20 protein-coding genes, 1 tRNA gene and 2 pseudogenes are annotated in these 25486 nt (G+C 52.2%); 9 read left to right on the top strand and 14 right to left on the bottom strand.

Annotated features, from left to right (window positions below; genetic code table 11):
* The first annotated feature begins 3 nt into the window (after positions 1–3).
* The 5 genes from H5P27_RS04885 to H5P27_RS04865 are packed head-to-tail and all read left to right on the top strand — an operon-like array spanning position 4 to position 6013.
* Positions 4–1170 (top strand): cytochrome c biogenesis ResB family protein, encoded by a 1167-nt coding sequence (locus H5P27_RS04885; RefSeq protein ID WP_185659256.1) that lies wholly within the window; start codon positions 4–6, stop codon positions 1168–1170.
* A complete protein-coding gene (locus H5P27_RS04880; RefSeq protein WP_185659255.1) occupies positions 1167–3053 on the top strand; it encodes a cytochrome c biogenesis protein in 1887 nt (628 codons plus the stop codon). Before H5P27_RS04885 ends, H5P27_RS04880 begins: the two co-directional genes overlap by 4 nt.
* A gap of 31 nt (positions 3054–3084) precedes the next feature.
* Positions 3085–3423, top strand: a complete 339-nt coding sequence (locus H5P27_RS04875; RefSeq protein WP_185659254.1) for a hypothetical protein — start codon at positions 3085–3087, stop codon at positions 3421–3423.
* Positions 3424–3428: 5 nt separating this feature from the next.
* Entirely contained in the window at positions 3429–4280 is an 852-nt protein-coding gene (locus H5P27_RS04870) for an HDOD domain-containing protein (protein WP_339382553.1), read from the top strand.
* 14 nt (positions 4281–4294) lie between these two features.
* A complete protein-coding gene (locus H5P27_RS04865; protein WP_185659252.1) occupies positions 4295–6013 on the top strand; it encodes an ATP-binding protein in 1719 nt (572 codons plus the stop codon).
* A 6-nt stretch (positions 6014–6019) separates the two neighbouring features.
* On the opposite strand, the gene clpB is transcribed toward H5P27_RS04865, so the two are convergent.
* The 5 genes from clpB to H5P27_RS04840 form a co-directional block, all read right to left on the bottom strand.
* Positions 6020–8617 carry an ATP-dependent chaperone ClpB gene (clpB, locus tag H5P27_RS04860; RefSeq protein WP_221774606.1) on the bottom strand — a complete coding sequence of 866 codons (2598 nt, stop codon included), beginning with the start codon at positions 8615–8617 and terminating at the stop codon, positions 6020–6022.
* Positions 8618–8863: 246 nt separating this feature from the next.
* Complete coding sequence (locus tag H5P27_RS04855) at positions 8864–10729, bottom strand: sodium:solute symporter family protein (RefSeq protein ID WP_185659251.1); 1866 nt, start codon at positions 10727–10729, stop codon at positions 8864–8866.
* Between the two features lie 16 nt (positions 10730–10745).
* A complete protein-coding gene (locus H5P27_RS04850; RefSeq protein ID WP_185659250.1) occupies positions 10746–11063 on the bottom strand; it encodes a DUF4212 domain-containing protein in 318 nt (105 codons plus the stop codon).
* Between the two features lie 240 nt (positions 11064–11303).
* A complete protein-coding gene (locus H5P27_RS04845; RefSeq protein WP_185659249.1) occupies positions 11304–12515 on the bottom strand; it encodes a prolipoprotein diacylglyceryl transferase in 1212 nt (403 codons plus the stop codon).
* An 8-nt stretch (positions 12516–12523) separates the two neighbouring features.
* Positions 12524–12865 (bottom strand): hypothetical protein, encoded by a 342-nt coding sequence (locus tag H5P27_RS04840; RefSeq protein ID WP_185659248.1) that lies wholly within the window; start codon positions 12863–12865, stop codon positions 12524–12526.
* 295 nt (positions 12866–13160) lie between these two features.
* Here H5P27_RS04840 and H5P27_RS04835 point away from each other — a divergent pair.
* A tRNA-Leu gene (locus H5P27_RS04835) sits at positions 13161–13245 on the top strand.
* A gap of 287 nt (positions 13246–13532) precedes the next feature.
* Entirely contained in the window at positions 13533–15341 is a 1809-nt protein-coding gene (gene typA, locus H5P27_RS04830) for a translational GTPase TypA (protein WP_185659247.1), read from the top strand.
* 95 nt (positions 15342–15436) lie between these two features.
* On the opposite strand, the pseudogene H5P27_RS19705 reads toward typA, so the two are convergent.
* The 6 genes and pseudogenes from H5P27_RS19705 to H5P27_RS04800 form a co-directional block, all read right to left on the bottom strand.
* Positions 15437–15859, bottom strand: a pseudogene (locus tag H5P27_RS19705) (YceI family protein); the annotation flags it as partial.
* 184 nt (positions 15860–16043) lie between these two features.
* A pseudogene (locus H5P27_RS19700) lies at positions 16044–16343 on the bottom strand (rhodanese-like domain-containing protein); the annotation flags it as partial.
* A 157-nt stretch (positions 16344–16500) separates the two neighbouring features.
* Entirely contained in the window at positions 16501–17397 is an 897-nt protein-coding gene (locus H5P27_RS04815; protein WP_185659244.1) for a 3'(2'),5'-bisphosphate nucleotidase CysQ family protein, read from the bottom strand.
* Entirely contained in the window at positions 17394–18365 is a 972-nt protein-coding gene (locus H5P27_RS04810; protein WP_185659243.1) for a phosphotransferase, read from the bottom strand. The genes H5P27_RS04815 and H5P27_RS04810 overlap by 4 nt, the downstream gene beginning before the upstream one ends.
* Before the next feature lie 96 nt (positions 18366–18461).
* Complete coding sequence (locus tag H5P27_RS04805) at positions 18462–18665, bottom strand: hypothetical protein (protein WP_185659242.1); 204 nt, start codon at positions 18663–18665, stop codon at positions 18462–18464.
* A 177-nt stretch (positions 18666–18842) separates the two neighbouring features.
* On the bottom strand, positions 18843–19787 hold the full coding sequence (locus H5P27_RS04800; RefSeq protein ID WP_185659241.1) for a 50S ribosomal protein L11 methyltransferase: 945 nt from the start codon (positions 19785–19787) through the stop codon (positions 18843–18845).
* Positions 19788–19930: 143 nt separating this feature from the next.
* Here H5P27_RS04800 and H5P27_RS04795 point away from each other — a divergent pair, with 143 nt between their 5' ends.
* Both H5P27_RS04795 and H5P27_RS04790 read left to right on the top strand, forming a co-directional pair.
* Positions 19931–21235 carry a hypothetical protein gene (locus H5P27_RS04795; RefSeq protein ID WP_185659240.1) on the top strand — a complete coding sequence of 435 codons (1305 nt, stop codon included), beginning with the start codon at positions 19931–19933 and terminating at the stop codon, positions 21233–21235.
* 69 nt (positions 21236–21304) lie between these two features.
* On the top strand, positions 21305–21745 hold the full coding sequence (locus H5P27_RS04790) for a YchJ family protein (protein ID WP_185659239.1): 441 nt from the start codon (positions 21305–21307) through the stop codon (positions 21743–21745).
* Here H5P27_RS04790 and H5P27_RS04785 read toward each other — a convergent pair.
* The 3 genes from H5P27_RS04785 to H5P27_RS04775 are packed head-to-tail and all read right to left on the bottom strand — an operon-like array spanning position 21739 to position 25388.
* Positions 21739–22161: a PGPGW domain-containing protein gene (locus tag H5P27_RS04785; protein ID WP_185659238.1), complete on the bottom strand. Its 423-nt coding sequence runs from the start codon at positions 22159–22161 to the stop codon at positions 21739–21741. The genes H5P27_RS04790 and H5P27_RS04785 overlap by 7 nt on opposite strands.
* A gap of 5 nt (positions 22162–22166) precedes the next feature.
* On the bottom strand, positions 22167–24275 hold the full coding sequence (locus H5P27_RS04780; RefSeq protein WP_185659237.1) for a DUF455 family protein: 2109 nt from the start codon (positions 24273–24275) through the stop codon (positions 22167–22169).
* Positions 24276–24281: 6 nt separating this feature from the next.
* Positions 24282–25388, bottom strand: a complete 1107-nt coding sequence (locus tag H5P27_RS04775; RefSeq protein WP_185659236.1) for a lactonase family protein — start codon at positions 25386–25388, stop codon at positions 24282–24284.
* Positions 25389–25486: the final 98 nt, after the last annotated feature.

The raw sequence follows: 25486 nt of genomic DNA, 5'->3' as shown, positions 1-25486 counted from the left end.
CAGATGAAGCCTCTTCTTAAACTACTCGCGTCCCTCGAGCTCACCATTGGTTGCCTCGTGCTCGGCATGGTGCTGATCCTCTTCGGCACACTCGACCAAACACATCTCGGCATCCACGGTGCCACCGAAAAATACTTCTATACCGTTTTCGTGTATCAGTATATCCAATCTTTGGATATCAACGTTCCCTACATGCCCGGCGGCTACCTGATAGGTTTTGCTCTACTCATAAACCTGATAGCGGCCATGATCTACCGCTTCCGCTTCAATACGAAGAAGCTGGGCATCTGGCTTGTGCACGTTGGATTCATCCTCTTGCTGCTGGGAGAATTCATATCGAGCGTTTTCCAAGTCGAAGCGAGCATGACCATCGATGAGGGCGGCACGAGCGACTTTACGGAAAGCTTCCGCGAAGCAGAGCTCGCAATCATCGACACAACCGACCCCGACAAGGACCGTGTTTACGCCATCCCTGAAGGAATGCTGGAACGCAACCAGCAAGTCGACATCGACGAGCTTCCCTTCCATGTAAGCATCGACGAGTTTATGCCCAACTCGGTATTGCAACGACGTAACGAGTTCACTCCCGTCACTGTCGGTTTGGCAAATCGCGGGCTTGGCTTAGAAGCCTACGCCGTACGCGTACCGGAAACCGGAAAGATGGACGAACGAAACCAACCTGCCGCCATCGTAACCCTTTTCTCGAAACAACCCGCCCAAGACGGTTCGGAAATAATCGGTACCTGGCTTGTTCGCGAATTCATGCCGCACCAGGAATTCACTTTCAAAGACCGCAGCTACAGCCTCGTGGTTCGACGAAAGCGAGAAGTGATCGACTACTACATCACCCTGAAGGACTTCAGCCACGACCGCTATCTCGGCACCAACATCCCCAAGAACTTTTCAAGCGAAGTCATCGTCAAGGACAAGCGAAGTGGGCTCGAGCAGGATTTCCTCATCTACATGAACAACCCGCTCCGCTACGACGACCTTACCTTCTACCAACAGGGCTTCATGAACGATGACCGTACCACCATTCTGCAAGTAGTGAGAAATCCAGGACGCAGCCTGCCCTACATTTCCTGCACCATGATGACTCTCGGTCTGGTCGTCCAATTCGCTTTCAGCCTACAACGATTCTCCAAAAAACGAAAGAAAGCTGACGCATGAAACGCAGCCTAGCCACCACGCTCTCAATCCTTTTCTTCCTCGCCTACATCTACTCGAATTATTCGAGGCAGACCCCTAAGTCGGACTTCGACTTGGACACTCTGGGCAAGGTACCCGTCGTAATGAACGGCCGGATACAACCTCTGGATTCAGTCGCCCGAAACTCATTGCTAGCAATGAGCGGAAAGCGTACCGCGACTTACGAAGACGGTACTCGCCATAAGGCTATCGAGTGGCTAGCTGAAGCTATATTCAGTCCTCCCGCAGCCATGGATCGACCGATTTTCCGTATCCACGACGACGGATTGCGTTCAATCCTTCCTCACAAGGACCCCAAGGAGCGGGACTCCGCGATAATGGGTATGCTCCTAGGAGCAGGCAGTAGCCACCACTACTTCTCGTTCAACGAGATTAAAGGTTCATTCGAGAGAATTCGCCAGGATGCCATGGCCGCCTCCAACGTAGAATCCGAGCTCCGCAACCGCTACCAACGCGCGGTGGTAGACTTGGCAAATAACGTTATTCGATTCTACAATCTGACTCGCACTATCCACCACAGCGAAACGCCAAGCTTTCTGGAGGAACTGACTGCCATGAAGGCCATCGTTCCCCAGGCTGTCGCCGAGACCGAAAAGCAGCAGCGCGGAGAAGCATTCGACTCTGAGAGCCTCAGCTCGATGCTCAGCTTCATCCAAGTTTACAAGAGCTTTGGCGAAGAAGCCCTGTTTTTCACCCACCCTCGTCCACCGGTTGACGGACAATTCCAGTGGGAAAAAATGAGTGTGGCTCTGGATGAAATCACCCGCGACGGAGAGTTGAGCGACATCACTCTTTACTACGCGACCCTAGTCGATTCCTACCGCCAAGGCGATAGCGCGACCTTCAATGAAACCGTACAAAAGCTGTACAACAAAGTAACCTCTCTCGACGAAGTGGCGGGAGCCAAGGCAAAGGCCGAACAGCAATTCAACTACCTGGAGCCCTTCTATGTATCCATAGTCGGATACGTCATGGTTCTCCTACTCGCTGTCTTTTCTTGGCCTTTCGCATCGCGCGGCTTAAACCGAGCGGCCTTTTGGACTACTGTGGCAGTATTCGTGGTTCATACCATCGGCATGGGATACCGTGTCTATATTATCGGATACGCCCCGGTCATTAACCTGTACTCTTCCGCCATATATGTGGGCTGGGGAGCGACCTTGTTGGCCCTCATCATAGAACGACTCTACAAAAACGGGATCGGCAGCTTTATCGCATCAGTTATCGGCATATCTAGTTTAATCGTAGCCCACCACTTGATCGATGGACGCGACACGCTCGAGCAAATGAAGGCGGTGCTGGACTCGAATTTCTGGCTCACCGTGCACGTCCTCACAGTGACATTTGGATACGCCTCGACCTTTTTCTCCGGCTTTATCGGCATCTTTTGGATCATAGCCGGCACCACTACCAAGCTCATAAACAAAGAGAGAAGCAAGATGCTCGCCGCCATCGTTTTCGGCATTATCTGTTTCTCCACCCTCTTCAGCTTCTTCGGAACCGTTTCTGGCGGCATCTGGGCCGACCAATCTTGGGGCCGCTTCTGGGGCTGGGATCCGAAGGAGAACGGAGCGGTGCTCCTCGTGCTTTGGAACGTCATCATCCTACATGCTCGCTGGGGAGGCTTCGCGAAAACACGTGGAATCATGGCAATGGCGGTCTTCGGCAATATCGTAACCAGCTGGTCATGGATGGGCACCAATATGCTGGGAATCGGCTTACACTCCTACGGATTCATGAATTCCGCCTTTAACTACCTAGCTGGTTTTTGGATCTCGCAGCTGATTATTATCGCGTTAGCGTACTTGCCAACAAGGACTTCGCGAAGCAAAGTCAACGCCTAGCACGTTTTCTCTGCCGCCCTCCTTCTACAAAATGGCCAATAAATCTCCCCACGAACTGAAGCCAGGCCAAATCCTGGCGGAAGACGTCTTCAATCTCGACGCCAAGAAGCTCTTCCCTTCGGGGACTAAGCTCACGGAGAGACAGATCGAGATCCTGATGATGTGGGGAGTGGAGAACGTCCACTTGCAAGGAAATGACGACGGGGCTGAAGTCATCTCAATCCAAAGTTTTTCCAATACGGCTAAACAGGACGCGGAGGCAGTTGTACAAAAGCGATTCCAACTCGTGAAGTCTTCCCATCCCGCAGTTATTGCCATTCGCGAATTAGCTGTACTAGAATTGGCGAAATCCTCGGATCATCCGCTCTAATCACAGTGAACGAGCTTTTAAACCCACAACTCTCAGATCCAACGACCTTCGTCCAGCTTCCTCCCCTGGTGAAAGCCATAGAAGAAGCGATGGACAACCCGGAGTCGTCTTTCGAGGACATCGCTCGTATCGTTGAATCAGATGCAGAACTATCTCAGCGGTTTCTCAATCTCGCCAATAGCCACTTCTACGACTACCCGATTCACCTCGGCACCATCCCGGATGCCCTGAGCGTTATCGGCCTGAGAAATACTCGCAACCTGAGCATTCTCCTCTCGCTTCCCAAACTGCTCCCGCAAAACCCAGGATTCCCCGTTCCACGCGACGACTTTTGGAAATTCAGCATCGCTGTCGGACTCTGCACTCGCTTGATGGCTTTGGAACGCCGCGAGGCAAATACCGAACGCCACTTTATCGCCGGCTTTTTGCATAAGGTAGGGCGCCCCATGATCGGAGCGTTTTTCCCCGACGAAGCGAAAGAAATTTTCAAACGAGTCCAGAGGCAAGACACCCACTACTCGCAAGTAGCGAGCTCTATCCTCGGTTTTGACGAATCGGAAGTCGGGGCGGCAGCCCTGCAGCACTGGAGGTTCCCGCAGGATATCTATACCTTGGTTCGCCACCACAACAAACCAGTCCTAGCCCGCAACAACGTGACCACAGTAAGCCTAGTCCATATCGCTAGTTTTTTGGTCTCGGCCTTGCGACTGGGTGATTCCGGGGACCGGTTCGTGCCCGAATTTTCGGAAGCCGCTTGGGGATACGCCGGTTTCGAAGAATCGAAAATCTCCATTGTCAGCGATGAATTGATCCGCCAACTTGATAGCGTGTGCAAAGTGTTCTTAGACAAAATCTAATAAGAACCCGACCCATGGATACCAAGAGCTTCGACAAGCACGAACAACAACAGAGCCGTTTCGAGAAGTTAGACTTCTTTCAACGGAAGCTGCGCGAAGCTTCAAATACGCAAGAAGTCATCCAAATCGCAGAAAACGAATTGGATGGAATTCACGAATTCGCCACCCAAGGTTTCTATCTCGTCGACGAAAAAGAAGGCGGCTTCGAACTGCATAAAACCCGGCCTCCGAGAATCTACCTCGCCTTAGAAACGATCATCCGCCGCGCCATCCGACAAGGCGCCTTCGCCTGGGCCCTTCGCCAACAAAAGCCACTGTTCTGGCAGGATGACGAGTCAGGATGGCGGCTGATGCTCCATGCTCTTTCGACCCGCGAACGCACCCTTGGCATGTTCGTCGGGCTCTTCGATCAGGCGAAACCAAGCGAGCAGCACAACATCGTGCTCAATCAGATCTCGCTGACGCTCACCCTGACAGCCACCACTCTGGATGGCTTGGCCCTGCGTGGAGAGCTCCAACTCCAGAATCGTAGCCTGGAAGAGACAGTTGCAAAGCGTACCGCCGCCTTCCTAAAAGCGAAGGAAGAAGCGGAAAAAGCGAATTTGGCCAAAAGCGAATTCCTCGCCATGATGAGCCACGAACTTCGTACTCCGATGAATGGCGTCATCGGTTTTGCTTCCCTTCTGCTCGAGACTCAGCTTGATGAAGAGCAAAAGGACTTTGTGCAGACCATCCGCACTTCAGGCGATTCCCTGCTCTCCATCATCAACGATATTCTCGATATTTCGAAGATCGAAGCCGGCCGAGAAGAGCTCGAACTGGTAAGCTTCAACCTCAAGCATTCGTTGCAGGAGGTTTTGAACATCACCTCCCCGATCGCCGCCAACAAAGGGCTGAAGCTCGACCTCGTTTACTCGGACAACATTTCTGAATTCGTCATCGGAGACCCGGGCAAAGTTCGCCAAATCATCCTGAACTTGGTGAGCAACGCCATCAAGTTCACCCAAGAGGGCGGCGTTACCATCAAAGCTGATTCCGACCAACGCACTAATCACCACTCCATGATTCGTATCGCAGTTACGGATACCGGAATTGGCATCCCGTTGGAGATCCAGCAGCGTCTCTTTAAACCATTCACCCAAGCCGACTCCTCCACCCGACGCAAACATGGCGGCACGGGCCTGGGCCTCGTTATCTCCAAACGATTGGCGGAGATGATGAGCGGTGATATCACCATTCAGAGTGTTCCGGGCGAAGGATCGACTTTCTATTTCACGGCCTACTTGGAAACAAGTGTCCGCCAGGAAGAGGAGTATTTCGACAACCAGCCCACCCAAGAACCGAGTCTGGGTTCGGGCACGAGGACGGTTCTGGTCGCCGAAGACAATATCGGCAACCAGAAGTTAATCCACGGCATGCTCAAGCGCATTGGCTTAACAGCCAAAACGGCCAACAATGGACTCGAAGCCTTGGAGCTGTTTCGCACGGGCGAATACGACCTGGTGCTTATGGATTGCCAGATGCCGGAAATGGATGGCTTTGAAACCACCCGAGAAATTCGCAAGTACGAACGCTCCACCGGCACTCACACCCCGATCATCGCGTTAACCGCCCTCTCCCTCCAAGGAGTGAAAGAGCGCTGCTTCGACGCCGGGATGGATGACTATCTCTCCAAGCCTCTGGAAATTCAGCCTCTGGCCGCCACCTTGAATAAGTGGACGACCTCACGCTGAACGGTCTTAGGCGTTCTTCACGGTCTTGAGCGATAAGGTGTCGCCTTCGACCACGAATCGTGCGGTATCGCCATCCGATATCTCCCCGCCGATGATCGCCTTCGCCAAGTCTGTCTGTACCGAGCGTTGCAAGAAGCGCCTCAGCGGTCTCGCTCCGTATACAGGATCGAATCCTTTCAAGGCGACCCATTTGAGAGCTTCCCCATCGAGTTCGACCACTATCCGGCGTTCCGACAGTGTCTTGTTCAGGTCTTTGAGCAATAGGACCACGATTCGTTCGATGTCCTCCAAATCCAGCGGCTTGAAGATAACCGTTTCGTCGATACGATTCAGGAATTCCGGACGGAAGTGTCGTCTCAACTCTGTCATTACCGACTCCTTGGTCGATTCCGAGAGCCCGTCTTCAGCCTTTTCGATCAGATGCTGACTACCCAAGTTCGAGGTCATTATCACAATCGTATTCTTAAAGTCGACTACACGACCTTGCGAATCCGTGACTCGGCCATCATCGAGAATTTGTAGGAGCACATTGAATACGTCTGGATGCGCCTTTTCAACTTCGTCGAATAGAATCACCGAATAAGGCTTACGGCGAACCGCTTCCGTCAACTGGCCGCCTTCTTCGTAACCGACATATCCAGGAGGAGCTCCAATCAATCTCGCGACCGCATGCCGCTCCATGTATTCACTCATGTCGATACGCACGATCGCGTCCTCGCTGTCAAAGAGCGTACTAGCTAGCGTTTTAACGAGCTCGGTCTTACCGACACCTGTTGGACCTAGGAATATGAAGCTACCAATCGGGCGTTTAGGATCTTTGATACCGGCACGAGCGCGTAAGATCGCTTCGGATACAAAGCGGATTGCGTCCGGCTGGCCAATAACACGTTCCTCCAGAGCTGATTCTAGATTAAGTAGCTTTTGTCTTTCGCCTTCGATCAGCTTGGTCACCGGAACACCTGTCCAACGAGCCACAATCTCAGCGATTTCCTCTTGGCTGACTTCTTCCTTCACCAGAGAGCGTTCGCTGTGCTTCGCTTCCGCAGCCGCGAGCTGGCTCTCCAGTTCTGGCAGACGGCCATGCTTCAACTCGGCAGCCTTATTAAGGTCATAGGCTCGCTCCGCTTTGACGATCTCTGCCTTAGTGCTTTCGATGTCTTCACGAAGCTTTTGAAGTTGGGAAATAACGCCTTTCTCCACTTCCCAAACCTGACGCTGAGCCTTTTCCTCTTCTTTCAAATCGGCAATCTCGCGACGCACACCTTGGAGCCTATCTTTCGAAGCGGTATCCTTTTCTTGGATCAAGGCCGCCTCCTCGATCTCCAGTTGCATAAGCCGACGAGTCATCGCATCCAACTCCTCTGGCAAGCTGTCCATCTCGGTACGAATCGCCGCACACGCTTCGTCGACGAGGTCGATCGCCTTGTCCGGCAAAAACCGGTCTGTTATGTAACGATTGGAAAGTACGGTGGCCGAAACGAGAGCATTGTCCTGGATCCTGACCCCGTGGTGAACTTCGAAGCGTTCCTTCAAGCCACGCAAGATGGATATCGTGTCCTCAACAGAGGGCTGATCCACCAATACGCTCTGAAAGCGACGCTCGAGGGCAGCGTCTTTTTCGATGTACTTGCGGTACTCGTCTAAGGTCGTTGCTCCGATACAGTGCAGTTCACCTCTGGCCAACATGGGCTTGAGCAAGTTGCCCGCATCCATCGCTCCATCCGTCTTGCCGGCACCCACGATGGTGTGCAGCTCGTCGATAAAGAGCAAAATACGCCCTTCGCTAGCTTTCACCTCTTGCAGCACCGCTTTTAAACGCTCCTCAAACTCGCCTCGATATTTTGCCCCCGCAACGAGAGCGCCCATGTCGAGAGAGAAGACAGTCCTGTCCTTCAAGCCTTCCGGCACATCGCCTCGCACGATCCGTTGAGCGAGCCCTTCAGCAATGGCAGTCTTACCCACCCCTGGCTCACCGATGAGAACCGGGTTGTTCTTTGTCTTACGGGAGAGGATACGGATAACCCTGCGGATCTCATCATCGCGCCCGATCACCGGATCCATTTTGCCCGAACGGGCACGTTCGACTAGATCGGAACCATATTTCTCCAAGGCTTGGTAAGTGGCTTCCGGATTCTGCGAAGTTACCCGCTGGTTGCCTCGCACTTTCTGCAAAGCTCCTAGAATTTTCGCCCTGTCTAGGCCAAAACTATCCAAGACACTGGCCAAGGCTGACGGTTTCCGAACCGTGGCGAGAGCGAGAAATAGGTGTTCGACACTGATAAACTCATCTTTGAGCGAGGCGGCTTCCTTCTCCGCAACCGTGTAAACCTCATTCGCGGCTTGGGTGATAAATATTTTGGAGCTGTCCACGCTTCCCGATACCTTTGGGAGACGTTCGAGTTCGCGATCGAGCGACAAAGCCAAAGCGCTATCCGCTATATCGAGCTTTTTCAAAACGCCCTTAACGATACCGTTTTCCTGGTCTACCAGAGCCGCCAACAAGTGGAGCGAATCCACCTCGTTGTTTTGCTTGCGGCGAGACAGGCTTTGAGCAGCCGTCAAAGCGGTGCGTGCCATTTCGGTAAGTCTATTGGGATCAATCATTTAATATTCCTCCTATGGCAAAGTCTTCGCATAAATCATTCCCTGATCCCAAATTCATCCCTACGCGAGAGCAAAGCTATCATAAGTATCTAGCTTTCTGATATTTGCACGTTTTTCAAATCTCGTTTTCAAGCGATTTAGCCATCCCCGTAGGGTACAAAAAAACGGCCAGCGAGACACACTGACCGTTTTGAAACTATAGAAAAGAGACTCAGTGTCTCACTTTCCTTAGATGTTGAAAGCCTGCTAAATGCCTTCTCCACCAACCCCGTCTGGATCTTCCAAAGATTCGGTATCGACGCCTGCTGCCAGCAAGCGGTCTGGGGCATGAATTTCGTCCACCATATGCTTGATCTCGATCGGTGGCGGAGGAGTGAGATAGCTAACGACAAAGGTAACCACGAAGTTGATAAGCATACCGACAAAGCCAATGCCTTCCGGCGTGATGCCCAATAGATAGTCCTTGGGAGAACCTCCTAAAAACTGAAAATAGACGATATAGCTGATCGTAAAAGTGATGCCGCTCAGCATCCCGGCAATCGCTCCATGCTTGTTTACTCGTCGAGAGAAAATCCCGGCCAACAAGGTTGGAAAGAAAGAGGAAGCAGCCAGTCCGAAGGCAAAAGCCACCGTTTTGGCAATAAAGGCAGAAGGCGGGTTGATCCCAAAATAAGCTGCCACCGCGAGAGCGATAAAGGACGCTGCCCGAGCATAGTTAACCTCCTCCTTGTCACTCAGGGTCGGCTTGACGATCTTCTTCATCAGATCGTGAGAAATCGAGGTGGAGAGTACCAGTAGCAGGCCAGCAGCGGTCGAAAGGGCTGCCGCGATACAACCCGCCATGAGAAGGGCGATCACCCACATTGGTAAGCCAGCCATGTGAGGATTGGCCATGACCATGATGTCGTTACCAAACCAGAGCTCGTTGGGGTTGGTCATATCGCCCTTGTTGGCCAGCAAGCGTTGTCCATATTCACCTACAAGCTGAGATTCTGGCGCGTCATCCGAGGGATAAGAGGGACCTTTACCAATAAAAACAGCATTACTGTTGGCTTCCGATTTCCCCGGGCCGAAATACTGGATCTTGCCATCTTCGTTTTTGTCGACCCAAGCCATTTGCCCTGTTTTTTCGAAGTCTTTGAACCACGCTGGAGCAGTCTCGTAGCTGCTCTCATGCAAAGTCGTTATCAGGTTAACACGGGAAAACGCGCCGATCGTCGGAGCAGTAACATAGATCACTGCGATAAACAGCAGCGTCCAACAGGCTGACTTACGAACAGAGGCGACATTCTTCACCGTGAAAAACCGCACGATAACGTGAGGCAAGCCGGCCGTTCCGCACATCAAAGCGGCAGTGATGCAAAACATGTTAAGCTTCCCGAGCTTACCTGCTGTGAATTCGCTAAACCCTAACTCAGTGTTTATATTATTTAGCTTCTGCAAAAACGGGACCTTGGGATCCTCGGCTGTGAAATCGCCTATAAGACCAAGCTGGGGGATGAAATGATTGGTCAACGCGATCGCTATAAAGATAGCTGGAATCGTGTAGGCCATAGCCATCACGCAATACTGAGCGACTTGGGTGTAAGTGATCCCTTTCATTCCCCCCAGTCCGGCGTAGAGAAATACGATACTAGCTCCCACGAGCACGCCCGATTGAATCTTGATTCCAAATAGCTGCGAGAAAACAACCCCCACACCTCGCATCTGACCCATGATGTAGGTCATGCAAATGAATATAGCGCAAACCACCGCGACACCACGAGCGACCTTTGAATAATAACGATCGCCAATAAAGTCAGGCACCGTGGGCTTCCCAAACTTCCTTAGGTAAGGAACCATCAAGACTGTCAGCAGCACGAAGCCACCTGTCCACCCCATCAAGAAACGAGAGGCATCGTATCCGCTAATGGCAATCGTCCCAGCCATCGAGATGAAGGTCGCCGCTGACATCCAGTCAGCTGCTGTAGCCATGCCATTGGCAAAAGGCGATACGCCCCCACCCGCCGTATAATATTCCTTCGTGGAGGAAGCTCTCGAAGTAACGGCGATAAAGATGTAGAGCCCGAAAGTGAACCCGATGAAGATAAAATTGTATACGTCCTGCGACATTGTCTGATTCCTCGCGTTACTCTGAGATTCGATATCTGCGATCCAAGCGGTTCATCCAAACCGCATATACAACCAGCAAAATAATGAAGCCGATGATTGAACCTTGTTGAGCCATCCAAAAGCCAAACGGCGCATTGCCGATCTTTGGAGCATGCTCGTCCAGCCAGTCACGGAAAAGGATTCCACAGCCAAAACTGATTAAGAACCAGAAGGGTAGTAGGCAAAGGATGACGCGTAAGCTCGAACGTACATAACACACCTGCCTTTCAACGCGTTTAGTGATTTCAGGCTGTGGTAGGCCGTCAACAGATTCTTTCGAAGATGAATCGCTCATGGGGTAAACTTGGGATTATCAGGGATTTAAGAAAGGGGTAACTAGCGAGTGAAGTCATCATAACACTACCGGCAAGGTTTTTCCTTATACCCTTAATCAATTTCGCTACTATTTGTAACGCAGCTGATGCGATACGAGGCTAGCAGCGCCGGCCCTAATATTCCCGGCGTCATGCAGCAAAGAAAAAGGGAAGCCATACAGCTTCCCTTTATACTTAATCTAAATTCAATTGCAACCGGACTAGCTTTTCTCCGGATCCGGCCCTGAAGGAGTTTCGCCTTCTTCAGCGGAAGACTCTTTCGTTACCGGCTCTTCAGGTTTCGGTGCTTCTACAGCTTCCTCCACAGTAGAAACAGGCGCTTCCTCAACAACAGGGGGTAGCTTTTCCGGCGTGGCGGACTTGTCCTTGCGCGGATGAGTTGAAGCCTCCTTTTCCTTGGAGCCGCTTTCCAGAACAGGCTGGGCAAAGAGGGTGTCATCCTCGAAATGGCTGATATATCCATCCGCGATCAACCAATGTAGATCACGAACCACCTTTTTTTCGTCGAAAGCGACTTCTTCGGCCTCAGCCTTGAGCCACTTTTCGTATTCCTCTGGGAAAACCTTGGATTTGACCAACTGATTCTTCTCAAGGAATCGAATGATCCGATCTAAGTCCGGTGACATCACCTGGCCCGGAGTGCGGAAATTCCGCTTGGTGGCACAAACATAGGTGACTCCCTTGGAACCCTTCTTATAAATGCTGAATTTTTCACGACGCATCCTACCGCGGATTGCGTTCGCGGTATCCAACGGAAAGCGTTGCTGACGCTGCAACTCCCCGTTCATCGCCTTGCAGGCTTCCGATTCAGGAAATTTTTCAAGAACGCTGCCGTGAACTCTAGCATAATTCACCTGCTTCACGATCTTGGACTTCAACTCCGACCGTAGGTAGGCAATGGCATCTTCAGCGGAATCGAAACTCTTGGCCGCTTCACCTTCCGCGACTTCCTTGACGGTGTAACGAGTGGCTTTCTTTTGAGATTCCAGCCAAGCCGCAACGACCTCCTCTTCCCTCACGGTTTCGATAGCGCTCTGAAGCTTTTCGAAAGCCATATTGGGCAATCTGGTCTTGTGGTGATTAAGCAGGGCAGCCTCGTACTTGTGATAATTCGGTGGACCGAGCAACTCCTTGGTGAAAGGGCATCGATTCACGAAAGGAAAGTTACCACTTGGGGCTTCGACCTCTACTTCTTCCACGGTGAAGAATTCCGCGGTGTGGTGGGTCATGGCATGGCTCAAGACCTCCTCTTCAGTAACGAAAGGCATGTTGTCGAGAGCACAGATAAAGACCTTTTCAGGTTTTTGGCCTTCTGCCGGCTTACGAGTGATGCTCGCGATAAAACGATCAGACTTTTCCATGAAGAGCTTTGCCACCTGGAATAGTTCGTAGGTCAGGTGGTTGGCTCGCATCGCTTTGATTATAGCGGAAAAGCAATTGTCATCCGGGTAGAAGCACACATCGAAGACTGGGCTTTCGTACGGATGGAAAACTTCTTGGCGGGGTGCGCGCCTTGGCTGGCGTCGCCCTCCTCCTTGCCGATCTCGGCTTGGTCTGTGACCCGCTCCGGAATCAGATGAAGGAGCATTCCCTTGAGGACCTTCCGCCGATCTTGGTGGGCGTGGCGGACGACGATCCTTACGGGCTGCTCCTCCTCCAGGTCTACGATTAGGTCGATCGCCGCCTCTTGATCCGCCTCCGTGAGATTTGGATCGCCCTGAATCGGAGGAGCCTTTACTGGCGGCCGTCCATTGGGTTCCAAAGCTGAAGCTTTTGAGATCGGAGAGATCGACGGATTCTTTTTTAGGGTCTTCGTGGGGATCCTTAGGTGTGGAATCGGGCATCTGAGCGTGTATAAAAAGGCGCCAAAATGAGGGGCATCCTGTAGTTTGCGGTTCTGGTCAAGTCTCTTAAGGTGAGCACAAAGCGTGTTGCGGGCGAGTATTAACTTCGTTGTTCCAACGGAATCAACCCAATACGAAGAAATGTAGAAAATGTTCACTTTCGCGCTTTACAAAGCCCGGCTTATCTCCATTTCTTTGCGACCTCACTCATCTGCTCAGGTGGTGGAATTGGTAGACACGTACGCTTGAGGGGCGTATGGCGCAAGCCGTGGAGGTTCGAGTCCTCTTCTGAGCACCATTTTAAAAATGGACCGCGACAAGCGGTCCTTTTTTGTATCCGGATTTCCGAACCTTCAGTCAGGATCGATACATGGTTCGAAAACGGAGTTGTAAATTGAAACGGACAAAGTACGAGGGACGCGTCTCAAGCCCCTCTGCTGCAACACATTCGGAGCTTCCCTGAAGTCGATTAACAAGCGAAAGCTTTTCTGCTTAGCCACATTATATAGGCGGCGCCCATTATCCAGCCTTGCCAAAGGGCATTTCCCGCTTCACAAGTCCCCACTTTTTGCACCTAGGAGCACCATGAAACGCAACGAAGATATACGCAACATCGCCATCATCGCCCACGTTGACCACGGGAAAACCACCCTCGTCGACCGGCTCATGCAGGAGGGCGGAGTATACCGCGACAACCAAGCGGTCGCCGAACGCGCCATGGACTCCATGGACCTGGAGCGTGAGAAAGGCATCACCATCAAGGCGAAAAACACCTCCGTACACTGGAAGGGAAAGACGATCAACATCGTCGACACCCCAGGACACGCCGACTTCGGTGGCGAAGTGGAACGCGTTATGAAGATGGTCGATGGCGTTTTGCTGCTTGTTGACGCCAAGGACGGACCGCAGGCCCAAACTCGCTTCGTGCTCCGCAAGGCGCTCGGCCACGGCTTGAAGCCGATTGTAGTTATCAATAAACTAGACCGCGACCACGCCGACCCAGAGCGAGTGCACGACCTCGTCTTGGAATTGTTCCTCGCTCTCGATGCCGATGAAGAACAGTTCAACGCGCCTTTCATATACGGTTCCGCTAAAAATGGTTTCGCGGTGCGCGAAATCGACGATGAACGCGTCGACATGACTCCTCTCTTCGAGACCATCCTCGATCACATTCCAGCTCCGGAAGCCGACACCGAGGGTGAATTCAAGATGCTGGTCTCCAACATCGACTGGGACGACTACGTTGGCCGCGTTGCCATCGGCAAGGTTCTCAGCGGCAAGGTTGCCAAGGGCGACACCATTTTCCGCGTTATGCAGGACGGCAAACGCGAGCGCATTAAGGTAACAAAGGTGTTTGAATATAGCGGTATGGCTTCCTCCGAATCGATCGAGGGCGAGGCAGGCACGATCGTGGGTGTAGCTGGTTTCGACGAGGTCGACATCGGTGAAACACTTTGCAAGACCGAAGCCCAAGAGCCTTTGCCTTTCGTCGAAATCGATCCGCCAACCATCATGATGCAGTTCGCAGTCAACGATGGCCCCTTGGCTGGACGCGACGGGAAACTCGTGACCTCCCGCCAAATTCGCGAACGTCTCATGCGCGAGATGAAGACCAACGTTTCCATCCAAGTGGAAGACGGCGAAACCTCCGGTATTTTCAATGTGTCCGCTCGTGGAGCGATGCAGATCGCTGTTTTGGTGGAAACCATGCGTCGCGAAGGGTACGAAGTTCTGGTATCCCGTCCTAGCGTCATTACCCAGCAGATCGATGGGAAGACCTGCGAGCCGTTTGAAACCCTCTGGATAGAGCTACCCGAGGATTGCATGGGCGGCATCATGGAGAACTTGAACAACCGCAAGGGCATCATGACCAACATGGAAACCCGCAACGGTATTGTTTTCCTCGAAATGGAAATCCCTACCCGCGGCATCATCGGCTTCGAAATCGACCTCGTGAACGCGACCAGCGGTCACGGCATCATGTCTCACCTTTTCTTGGAATACCGCCCCATGGCTGGCGAAATCGTCACCCGCAAGAGCGGTACTCTCGTTTCCATGGACAATGGCAAAACCACCGCCTACTCGCTCGCGGCTTTGGAAGAACGCGGCAAGCTCTTCGTGGGAGCTGGCGTGGAAGTCTACGAAGGCATGATCGTGGGAGAGAACCCTCGCCAAGGCGAAATCCCAGTCAATCCGACCAAGGCCAAGCAGCTCACCAACTTCCGTTCCCAAGGTGACGGAAAAGGCATCCAGCTCAGCCCGCCAATCACCTTCTCTCTCGAGCGTTCCATCGAATACATCGCGAACGACGAATTCGTGGAAGCGACTCCTAACAATCTCCGTCTGCGCAAGCGGATCCTAAATTCCACGCTGCGTAAACGAGCGAACAGATAGTTCAAAAAAAGAAACTAAAAAACCCTCTTTTGGCGCGAGTCCGGTCCTTCCGGCTCGCGCTTTTTCGGGTTTGCTCAGTTCGTTTGAGCCAGAGCCTAAACTCGGGGCTTAAACACGGCATTGACCTGCACACTTACCAGGTCGTTGACCAAGTGCTTACCGAGTTTGGCGAAAAATCTCCCCGATCCATAGATCGCTCCGAAATGCGTGCGATCCAGATCAAATTGGCACTGTAACACGTATCCGTTTTCCCATGCAGCCAGTTGGGCATCGAGCGCGAGCTGTTGCTCCACCCCTCGAATTCGGATAACTCCTTCGACGCTTACATTCAGCTGCCCCTCCCTCGCGTCAGGATCCAAATAAAAGCGATCTATCGCAAAACTGGAAACGGGATGCTTCGCGGTATCGAAAAAATCGACCGAAGCGATATGAGAAACCATAGAGCTCGCCAAAGAAGGTTCGTCCAGGTCCGTGCACCTGAGGGAAGCCATCTCCACCAGAGCTTCGCCCGACTTTGCGGAACCCTCGTGATCGAATTCTAAAGATCCGGAGGAAAAGGATAGCTCCCCCCTCGTGTTGCGTCATCAAGCTGCGGCCGATCCAGCGCAGACGACTCAGCTTAGTATCCAAATCGAAATGACGCCACTGAACCCTATCCGATTCCGGTTTCGAAAAAGTCTCATGCCCAGACTCATTCCAACCCTCCAAGCCTCCTTCTAAAAGCTTAACGTCGGAGTAACCAGCCTGGCTCAAACGTTTAACCGCTACCGCCGCGGCATAAAACCTATCGCTTTGGCCGTAGACAATCATTTCCGAATTCTTGTCTTCAATCACCGCCTCAACCGAATCGACAAAGGCCACCTCAAATACGCAATGATTGACCGCCTGAGGGATTCGACATTCACCGAACGCTTCAGGCGAACGAACGTCTATTATAATAGAGCAAGTCTTTGCGGCGTAATCCGCAGGAACTCGTTTCAGAGTATCTTCCGAGGGCAACATAACAGCTAGAGAATCGGGCTCCAGGTCTCCTGAAACCTCCGGCTGCCTGACGAATTAAGCCTAATATCCGTTGCGCCTAATTACGGAAAAATCTCTCGATCATCTCATAAACGAGCGAGCATCTTTGAAAACAAGAACATCTCTTAAATGCTTTCACTTAGGCGGTTATGGTCCACCTCTCAACAAGGCTCCGCGCCATCTCAGCGATACGTGGATCGGTCGCGAAAAGCACCCCTCCCCGATTCATGAAAGTCGTATCCTCGCGATTGAGCTCTAAGTCTCCTCCGTATACGTTCGTAGCGATAGCTCCTGCTTCATTGTAGATGCAACTTGAGGCTGCGAAATCCCAGAGGCTTCCACCTCCTTCCACTTTTTTGGGAAACTTAAAGTAAGTACCCGATCCAGTTTCCAAGGCCCAAATAGCATTCATCGCTCCTCCTCCATGCGATCTCCTCTCAAACCGTCCATAGCCCTCGGCGTCGCAAAAACGTTTAATCTCCTCTTCGATCTCCGGAAAATTCGGTTGATTCAAAAGGCTTCGGTCACTCACAAAATGAAAAACCTCTTTGTTGGCAGCATCGCCGAGCGGATTCCATGACTGACCATTCTTGCGCAGCCCCTCTCCCTTCAAACCATCATATAGTACACCTTCTATCGGATCAAAGATCACTCCGATCATCGGCTCTCCGGAGCGAGCCACCAAAGCAATAACCACAGCGTATCCACTTTCTCCTTCCGTAAAGGCCAAGGTTCCATCGAGCGGATCGATACACCAAAAATAGTCCTTCCGAAGCCGACTCCCATCGTCCGCGCTTTCTTCGCTTAAAACCGCTAGATCATAACGATTTATGCTCCCCTTCAGTTCAGATAAGATGATGTCCTGGGCATGTCGGTCCACCTCAGTCACCACTTGCGAGGCCAAGGTATCTCCTCCCTTTTTGCGCTCTACTTCGTAGTCTCCTCCTGCCCGAGACTGGATGTATGCTCCCGCAGTTTCCGCTGCTCGACAGGCTATTTCTCGTAGCTCGGTGAGTTGTTGTGATTCCAATTTCATACGCGAAGTCTTTCCAATACCTGACGTGCGATTCGCTCGCTATAGCTGTGCACCTTCCAGTGGCCTGGGCTCCAGCCCTTGATGAATCGATGAAAGTCTGTCCAGGCAACTGGATACAAACTCCGCCACTCGTCCTCAACCTCGTCTGGATCAACATGAGGCTGAAATCTCTGGAGGGCTTTCTTCAATTCCAGGAAATAACGATCTAGCAATATCGTTTCGAAACGTTCGCAGTCGTCCTCCCGCAAGCAACTTCCTACGAAATAGGCCAAATCTTTCATGCCACAGCCGCCTCCGACGTATTGGAAGTCTACCGCCGCAACCGAGCTTGAATCCTCAGCGAAACAGAAATTGGCCAACTTGGCATCGCCATGGACCACCGTTTTGAATCTGCAGTTCTCTAACTTGTCATCGAGAGCCTGAGCTGCTGCCTTAAGAGCCAAATCGTCCAAAACCTCCAACTCATCTGGCCGCGTATCCAAATGCCAATACGTCCCCTTCTCCCATAAACCCGAGCAATCCTTTCCCATAAAGCTGGCGTGAAACTCGGCGAGCCAGGTTAGACAGAGAAACATCTCATCGATGGAAGGAGCCGATAGCCTTTTCGAGAATCCGACCGCATCGAGATCCTCTAAGGCTAACATCATCTCGGCCCCCACCGAATCCGTGGCGAAGCACTTCGGCAAACGGGCGGTACTGAGCTCACTGTAATTTGAATACCAATGAGACTCCACTTGGTAGGATTTCACTTTCCGCTCGTGCGAGAAACTCGTGTTCCATCCACGGGGATGGTCAGTCTCGTTGGGAAAACGTACCAGTTTTAGGACTACAGAATCGACCGGCCCATCGATGACCTTGTAGCGGGCTATCTTTCCATACCCGCTCCAGAGGCTTTGGATTTCTTCGATCTCTCGGATTTCAGTCGCTCCCAGAACCTGGCAAATGTTGTCGTAAAACCGCTCGTTCATTATCGAGCCAAGTTTTAGCGACGCATCGCCGGCGGTGTCCAGTCGAGACGCTAGACACCGACAGAGCGAAACGATCAATCTTGGGACCGAACTACGCTAGAGCGCTTTGCCGTAAAAGACGCAACGCGACCAATGCATGCCGCTTTCGGTTTTGACTCCGCACTTGTGGCAGGAATCGCAATCCTTGATCATGCTAACGCTTTCATACCCAGTGTTGTCATTCTCAGAACTTGCTATCTCCAAGGTGACCTCGCCGTGCACGGCGTTGCAGGATTTTTTGACGACTCTTTCTTTTAACATCGTTAGTGAGGTATGGGGTTCACATCTGGCCAAGCCACTAGGATGCAGCTCTCGCCTTCTTCCCGAAAAGATATCCGATTTCAGGAAAATAGCTAATGTTTAAGATCCGCCAGCACGGTATTAAGCGGACCTAATGACCAAGCCTAGCTTCTTAGCTAGAGCGTTACCCTGATCCCACTAACCGACCAAAAAGGAGTACGTCTTTTCCTTAAGAGTCATGCTCATAAGGAGGCTGCGTCGCTCCACCGGATGACGAATCAAATCGTACTTTAGCGTGATCCGCTCCCCTTTCTTAACCGGCGTCGGCTCCCAAGCGAAATAGGTCTGCATCCAGTGGGTCGTTTCCTGTTCCGGACCCGTGTCCAACACGACTGTCGGAGTTAGTTCCGCCACAAACCAGCCGGCAAATCCGTTGAGCACCCGATCCTCTTCTATCTCGAATTCGAGCTGACCATGTTGCCAAACGTCTTCCTTGCTGGCTTTGGCAAGATCCAGCTTCACGAGACTCTGCGGTTCCGCGATCATGTCGCGGGCCGGAATTGTAGTTTTGATGGCCAAGGCCTGCTCGAGCTCTCGCCGTTCGAGATGGGAAAAATCGATCCCGTGCAAGGGTTCCTTCCAAAAGCCCGGCCCTTCCTCTACGTAGAGCACATGCGAGTCAACCGGGGCTAGTTTCAACTCAACGCCACAAGGCAGCATACGGCCGCCTTCTTTTAGATTCGCATCTCGGCAATCGATAACGTCGTCGAGCATCGTTTCGGCAAATCCGAAATGCCCCAGCCATTCGCTGACGATGAGATCGACCGGCTCCATGAGCTGGAAATCCGCCGCGTTTCCATTGATCACCTCGATCGTCTCGCTCATGCCATTTCGCTCTACCGTCTCGCGAGCGGCCGCAGCCACAGCGGATTGGTCTAACGCGTAGACCTTTTTGGCCCCCGCTTTCGCCGCCAGCATAGCTAGGAGTCCGGAACCGGTCCCGACATCGATCACGGTCTCGCCGCCACTCAAGGCTTCTTTGATGGCCGCAGCAAAGGCGTCTGTCCTGGGACGGTCAGAAACCATGTAACGTTGCAACCCTAGCTCAGCGTAACTTTCGAAATAGAAATCCACGGCAACCATCTGCTCACTCCGATTTGCCAAGGCAACTTTAATTGCACGATACTGCCTTTAAGCCGAAAATCCTCAGATTTCTTGAAACCAGAACATCCATTTTGGGTAGAGCAGGCAACTGAACATCCGAATCAATCTCTTCCGCCTACACCATGCGATCCCTACTCTATACCACGTTCAAGAAAGCCTCCCTTGTTGCTCTCTTTTCGATTTTCACGATTCTGCCCGAGTCTTTGACCGCGGCTCCCAAAGCGCGGGACTTCCGCGACTATTACGAACTCGAGCCCATCACCGTGACAGGGCAAGAGATCCCCATAACCGTTTTTGCCCGCAACGGTTCCGACCGACGCTACGCGACCAAATTTGCGCACAAGGTGGTCGAAGTCGCCTATGAAACACTGGAAGGCACACCGGGTCCGGGACTGGTCATCATCGGGAGATCCGGAGAGACACACCCTATCAATCTCTTCGAAAAGTTCACCGAAAAGGCTCATGCTCCGGGCTCCAACCCTGAGTTGAAAAAGATAGCCGAAGAATTGGAGCGTTCATTCGAAAAATGGAAAGAGAAGCTCAACTTCAATCCGGATGAAGAACAGGAAGACGAGGATATGCCCATCGACCCTAGAACTCTCATAGACGCTTTCCCAATGCCGCTCACGCCTGTGGCTGCCCAACTCTACGTGATGGCATGGGAAGATGAATTCGATCCGGAGCGCTTCGACCTTCGCTTGTCGGAGCTGAAGGTGGACGACCTGCAAAAGCAGGATTTCCAGGATTTCAAATGGGTCTTCTACCTGCCCCCTCGCAACTCTTTCAACGCCGTGCTTAAGGAAGTGCTTCCCCTGGCCTTCGAGGAGGGAAACCTAGGGCCGATCAAACGAGTTTTGGCTCGCGGAGCGATCGCCACCTTCAAGCCGATTATTAAAGACGCCTTCGAGGGCCTCAGAAAAGGAGTCCTCTACTGGTCCATCCTCAACGAGAACGAAGAACGATTTCACCCCGGCGACGTAGAGGCTCTCGGAGCCGTTTATATAGAGTCGCAGATGCCAAAGGGCAAACTGATTGGAGGCGACAAACAGGGCCGCGCCATAGAAGCCGTAAAGAAGCAAAAGCTGGTCAATGAGGAATACGCGAAGGACCCCTTCGTCGCTCCGGAGCCATTGGAAAATTACCAAATAACCGATTTCGAAGACTTTGTCGGCACTTACGGCGACGAAGGACACGCGAATAGAGTGTTCTTCATCGAGTCGGACTCACTGCTTTGGAGAAAAGGTGACCGCGATCCGATAGAGTTTTTCCCCACCGCGGAGGGAAATTTCGTTACGGCTGATAAGTCCGCCACCATCGAGTTTTCCAAGGCAGACAATTCGGAGACGTATCAGGTCGAGCTTCGCCAAGTCCGGGCCCGCCATACCTTCTTTTACAAGGGCGAACCCGAATTCGAGAACGAGGCTTAGCCTACCCATATTTCCAATTCAGCGCTCTTCGGGCTTCACATCTCATCAACAAGCCTTCATCCCAGCCCTATGAGTGAAGTGAAGAAACGGATTCCCACCGAACGGGAATCCTCCCTGTGCCCTTGCAAAAGCCAGCTGAATTACAGGATCTGCTGCCAGCCCATCCATCACGGAAAGAAAAAGCCGGAAACAGCCGAGCAGCTCATGCGAGCACGCTACAGCGCCTACTTTTTCCGCAAGGTCGATTTTCTTGTAGAGACTACACATCCTGACACGCGAGATCCGGGCCTTCGCAAGGAATTGGAGGAAAATATCAACGACGCGAATTGGAGTTTCCTCACCATCCTAAATGTCAGTCAAGGCGGCCCAAAGGATAAACGCGGCAAGGTAGAGTTTATCGCCGAGTACTTTCACAAGGGCGAACCCTACGAGCTGCACGAGCTATCGCGCTTCAAGCGACACAAGGGGAATTGGAAGTACTTGGACGGAAAAGGCTCCACAACTCAGTGAGGCAATTCCAAAGGCGGTTTTTCCGCCTTTTTTCGTATCCAATCAATGGATCCACTAACGCCTTTCATTCGGACCAGCTTGAGCTGCAAGTCCCGCTTTCCAGGAAAATCCAAGAGGCTCAGTCCCAACGCTATGGTTAATAGACCTTGCCCGGGAAGCACCAGCATTGCGATTCCTGCCAAGAGAAGGAGAGCTCCCAAAATATTTTTGGCGACCCGTCGCACAAGCCGCCATGCCGTGAGCGGTCCGCCTTGCCCTTTTTCCCGAACAAAGAAATCCGGCCTCATCTGTATCACAACGATTGGTACGGCTATGAGAGATCCGATAAAGGTAAGAACGCTAAGTCCTACCGTCCACGCCACGATCGACTGCTCTTCCTCGAGGAACGTAAAAACTTGATCCCAAATATCCTGCATCGGCGTCAAGCGAGCGGTAGTTCGCCATAATTTTCCCGCACATGATACAAGGCTAAAAACTGTTTGCCCGATGTGGGATCGCTAACGGGAAAGCTTCCAGACTTCAGGCGGGGCTTTTTCTCTTCGCTTAGTCTTACAGGATTTTTCTCCGCTAGGTTGGAAGCATAATCGGCCAGGTTGGAAAACCCACATTTCTTGGCCTGTGATCGGGATACTATTTCAAATAGCCCCACCGACGTGGCCGCATTGTTTCGACCCAGCTCCAAAGCGACTCGTCCCATGGTATAGCGAGGATTGATTTCCACCACAGGCTTAAGCCGAAGCTGTCCCTGAGCATCTCGAAATATAAACGCATCGACTCCGAGCGGTCCCTGGAAACCCGCCTCAGAAAGCTTCTGCTGCAGAAGTGGAGCCAGCGTTTGTTCGTACCAGTGGTAGACTCGCGGCCGGCCATCGGTTCTCCGCATGATGAACTTAACGTGCTCCGAAGGAAGCCCTGAGCAAAAGCCATCGGTTACAATTCCCCGAAATTGCCCACGAGCATTGTTCAAAAGCCTAGTGTATCCTAAACAACGCAACACCCCGTCGCGAAATTCCATTTGCACTGAAAAATCGAATACACGATCGAGCCAAGGTTCGACAATTAGCTCGCCTTGCTCTTGGAGGACATTCTCCGCCCAGTCGCGAAGGCGTCCATCCAGCGTATCTTTCTCCATGACACATCGATTGGCATTGGCAGCAGTACCGAACGATGCCTTGCAAACAATATTTCGATAGCCTTTCTCGGCAAATACTTCGCGGGCACGCTGTAGAGCGTCGATCGAATTCACAGTTGTCCCAAGGGATTCTGAAGGAGCGAACCAATCCGCACTCTTATCAGCCTTAGCCAAGTGCTTCGCGATATCCAAGCTCCAAGATTTTGAATACAACTTCCGCAAGGAAGGATTCCAGAGTTCCTTGGCTTCGACTGCTTTGGTAAGCTCTCCGAGATTCGCCTCGAAAAAGGCTACGCTATCGGGACTCCAAGCCCAAGGACGCAGATCGCCAATCTTGCGATCAAACTCCGGAGCAGTCGGCGACCCAACTAAACTCGCTCGGAATACTTCCGGCAATTCAAAGCCTGCCGCTTGAACGGAGCGTCTAAAATCTGCATCCGGCAATTCAGGAGTGACAAGGATATCGTCCTTGCCCGCTAGGAAAGCGGGCAGGAAGGACAAGTCGCGCTGCAACTGGGAACATGAGACATCCTCAGCGCAATCCATGGCCGCGAATCGTTCCGCGTCAGGGTTGAACCAATACACAAAAGGTGTTCGCCCTCGCGACTGGCTAAAAACCTCCAGATCATTTATAAACGAATCATCAAGTCCCGCATCGCTACGCCCTTGCTTGTTATAGAAATTCCCTTTCGCCCGGGCAGGTGATAGTGGAAAAACCAAACGTTCCCTGAAAGCTTCCCAATCGGTTTTGCCTTCCGCCTTCCAGCGGCGAAACCATTTCAGACCAAAGCCGACATGATCGATTTCGTCCCGGTAGATTTGATCCAAGATTCTCGCTGTCGGGCGGTCACCGACTTGTGAGAAGACTTTCCCGTACTCGCGAGAATAGTCGAGGTTGGCCTGCTCAAAGGTCAGGGAAAGACGAGTCACGTAGTCCAGCGGATCCTCCATCGACGAAACGCTCCGCCAAAAGTAATCACTTAAAGGCAGCTCACCAAATTCAACTCCGCACTGCTTCATCCGGTGCAAATAAAGCTGGGTATGAACTTGCTCGTCCTTGAGCGTTTCTAGCAGTCCTCGGCGAAAACTGGCTGGAGCATCGGGGAATTTGAGGATCGCCAAAGCCATGAGCTCCGTAGCCAACAGTTCGTGATTCCCAAAGAAATGCAGCAAACGGCCGCGTTCTTTCTCGTCCACGAGCTTGGCTTGGCTTGGGTGGCTGGCCCGAACACCTTTTTCGTACAAGCCAAGGTGTTTGGGCCGAGATAGTTTTTTGGGCGTTTTAATCGCCGAGCTACGCTTGGTATCCACGATCTCCTCACGAGGAAAAGTTAACTTTTCCTCCATCGTGGTTCCAAACAGGACTTGTTTGGCGAAATCCTCGAGTTGAATTGCCATACGCCTTTAGAGTCGCCCCCAAGCCCGCACGCAAACTGGCTCCGGCACCGAAACTTTAGAACCACTTGGTTCCAGAGCGCCATTAAATGGGTTTATCCAAAACGTGGCCAATTCGTCAGATCGCCTCCCCGCCACTATGAGCCATTTGCCATCCTGACTAATGGTAAAATGACGAGGCCACTCAACGGTGGCGTCTTGCCGCTCAACCAAAGAGATATCGCCTTTGTCATGGTCGATTTGATACACGACAATCAGGTCCTGCCCTCGCACTGCGACATAGAGAAAGTTCCCATTAGGATGCACCTGAATTTCCGAGAGGGCTAGTTGCCCGGGGATCCCTCTCTCGGGAATCGCAGGCATGTAATGGGCAGGATCGAGCTTTCCGCTTTCCGGATCGTAGCGAAGTGTCACCACATCGAGCGAAAGTTCTCCGCTCACAAACGCCAAACCGTTTTCCTCAGATATCGACATGTGACGCGGACCGGTCCCGATTGGCAAAGCGACTTCCCGCTCCAAAACGATATCTGCCAGAGACGCTCCCACCCGATAGGTCCAGATCCGATCAGCTCCTAGGTCCACTACCTGCAATTGTGAGTCGTTTTGAGTAAACTGAACCCAATGCGGACGCGACTGTTCTTGAGATTTGATCGGTCCTGAGCCCTCCTGGCTCAGACGAACGCGGCGACCGGAAATAGTGCCGTCTTCCTCCAGTTCGCTGACAAAAGCCGACTCGCTTCCGTAGTGCGCACCGGCCAGCAAATTACCGTTCGAGCTTACGGCGAGATGTGACGCCGTTCTAGCTTCAGGCTTCAATAGCTGCACACTTTGAAGCTCGAGCCCATCGGAGGCGTCACTTGGAACCAATGAGGCATATCCGCCCTGTTTCCCCTCGCTATAGGATGAGTAGATGACATTCAAACTAGGATGGATCGCCAAGAAGCTGCCGGATTCATAGGAGAGTTTTAATTCCGGCGTTGTCAGGGCACCTGTTTCTCCATCGAGTTCGGACCGGTAAATCCCACCTTTGCCCGCAATCCACACACTTTCGGCGAAAAGTTCGGCAAGGGCGAAACAACACAGGGCAACTGCTAAGGCGGATCTAAATCGTCTCATTCAAAAGAAACTGTCGGATTCAAAATCTAGGTAAAGCAGCTTCTAAAGGAGCTCCCGCGAATACCCAATTTAGGTGAGTTTTTCGAGGGTAAACCGGA

It is taken from the genome of Pelagicoccus albus, assembly GCF_014230145.1.
Classification (GTDB): Bacteria; Verrucomicrobiota; Verrucomicrobiia; order Opitutales; family Opitutaceae; genus Pelagicoccus; species Pelagicoccus albus.
Note: the sequence above shows the minus strand (reverse complement) of the source record. Positions and strands in the feature narration are given on the sequence as shown.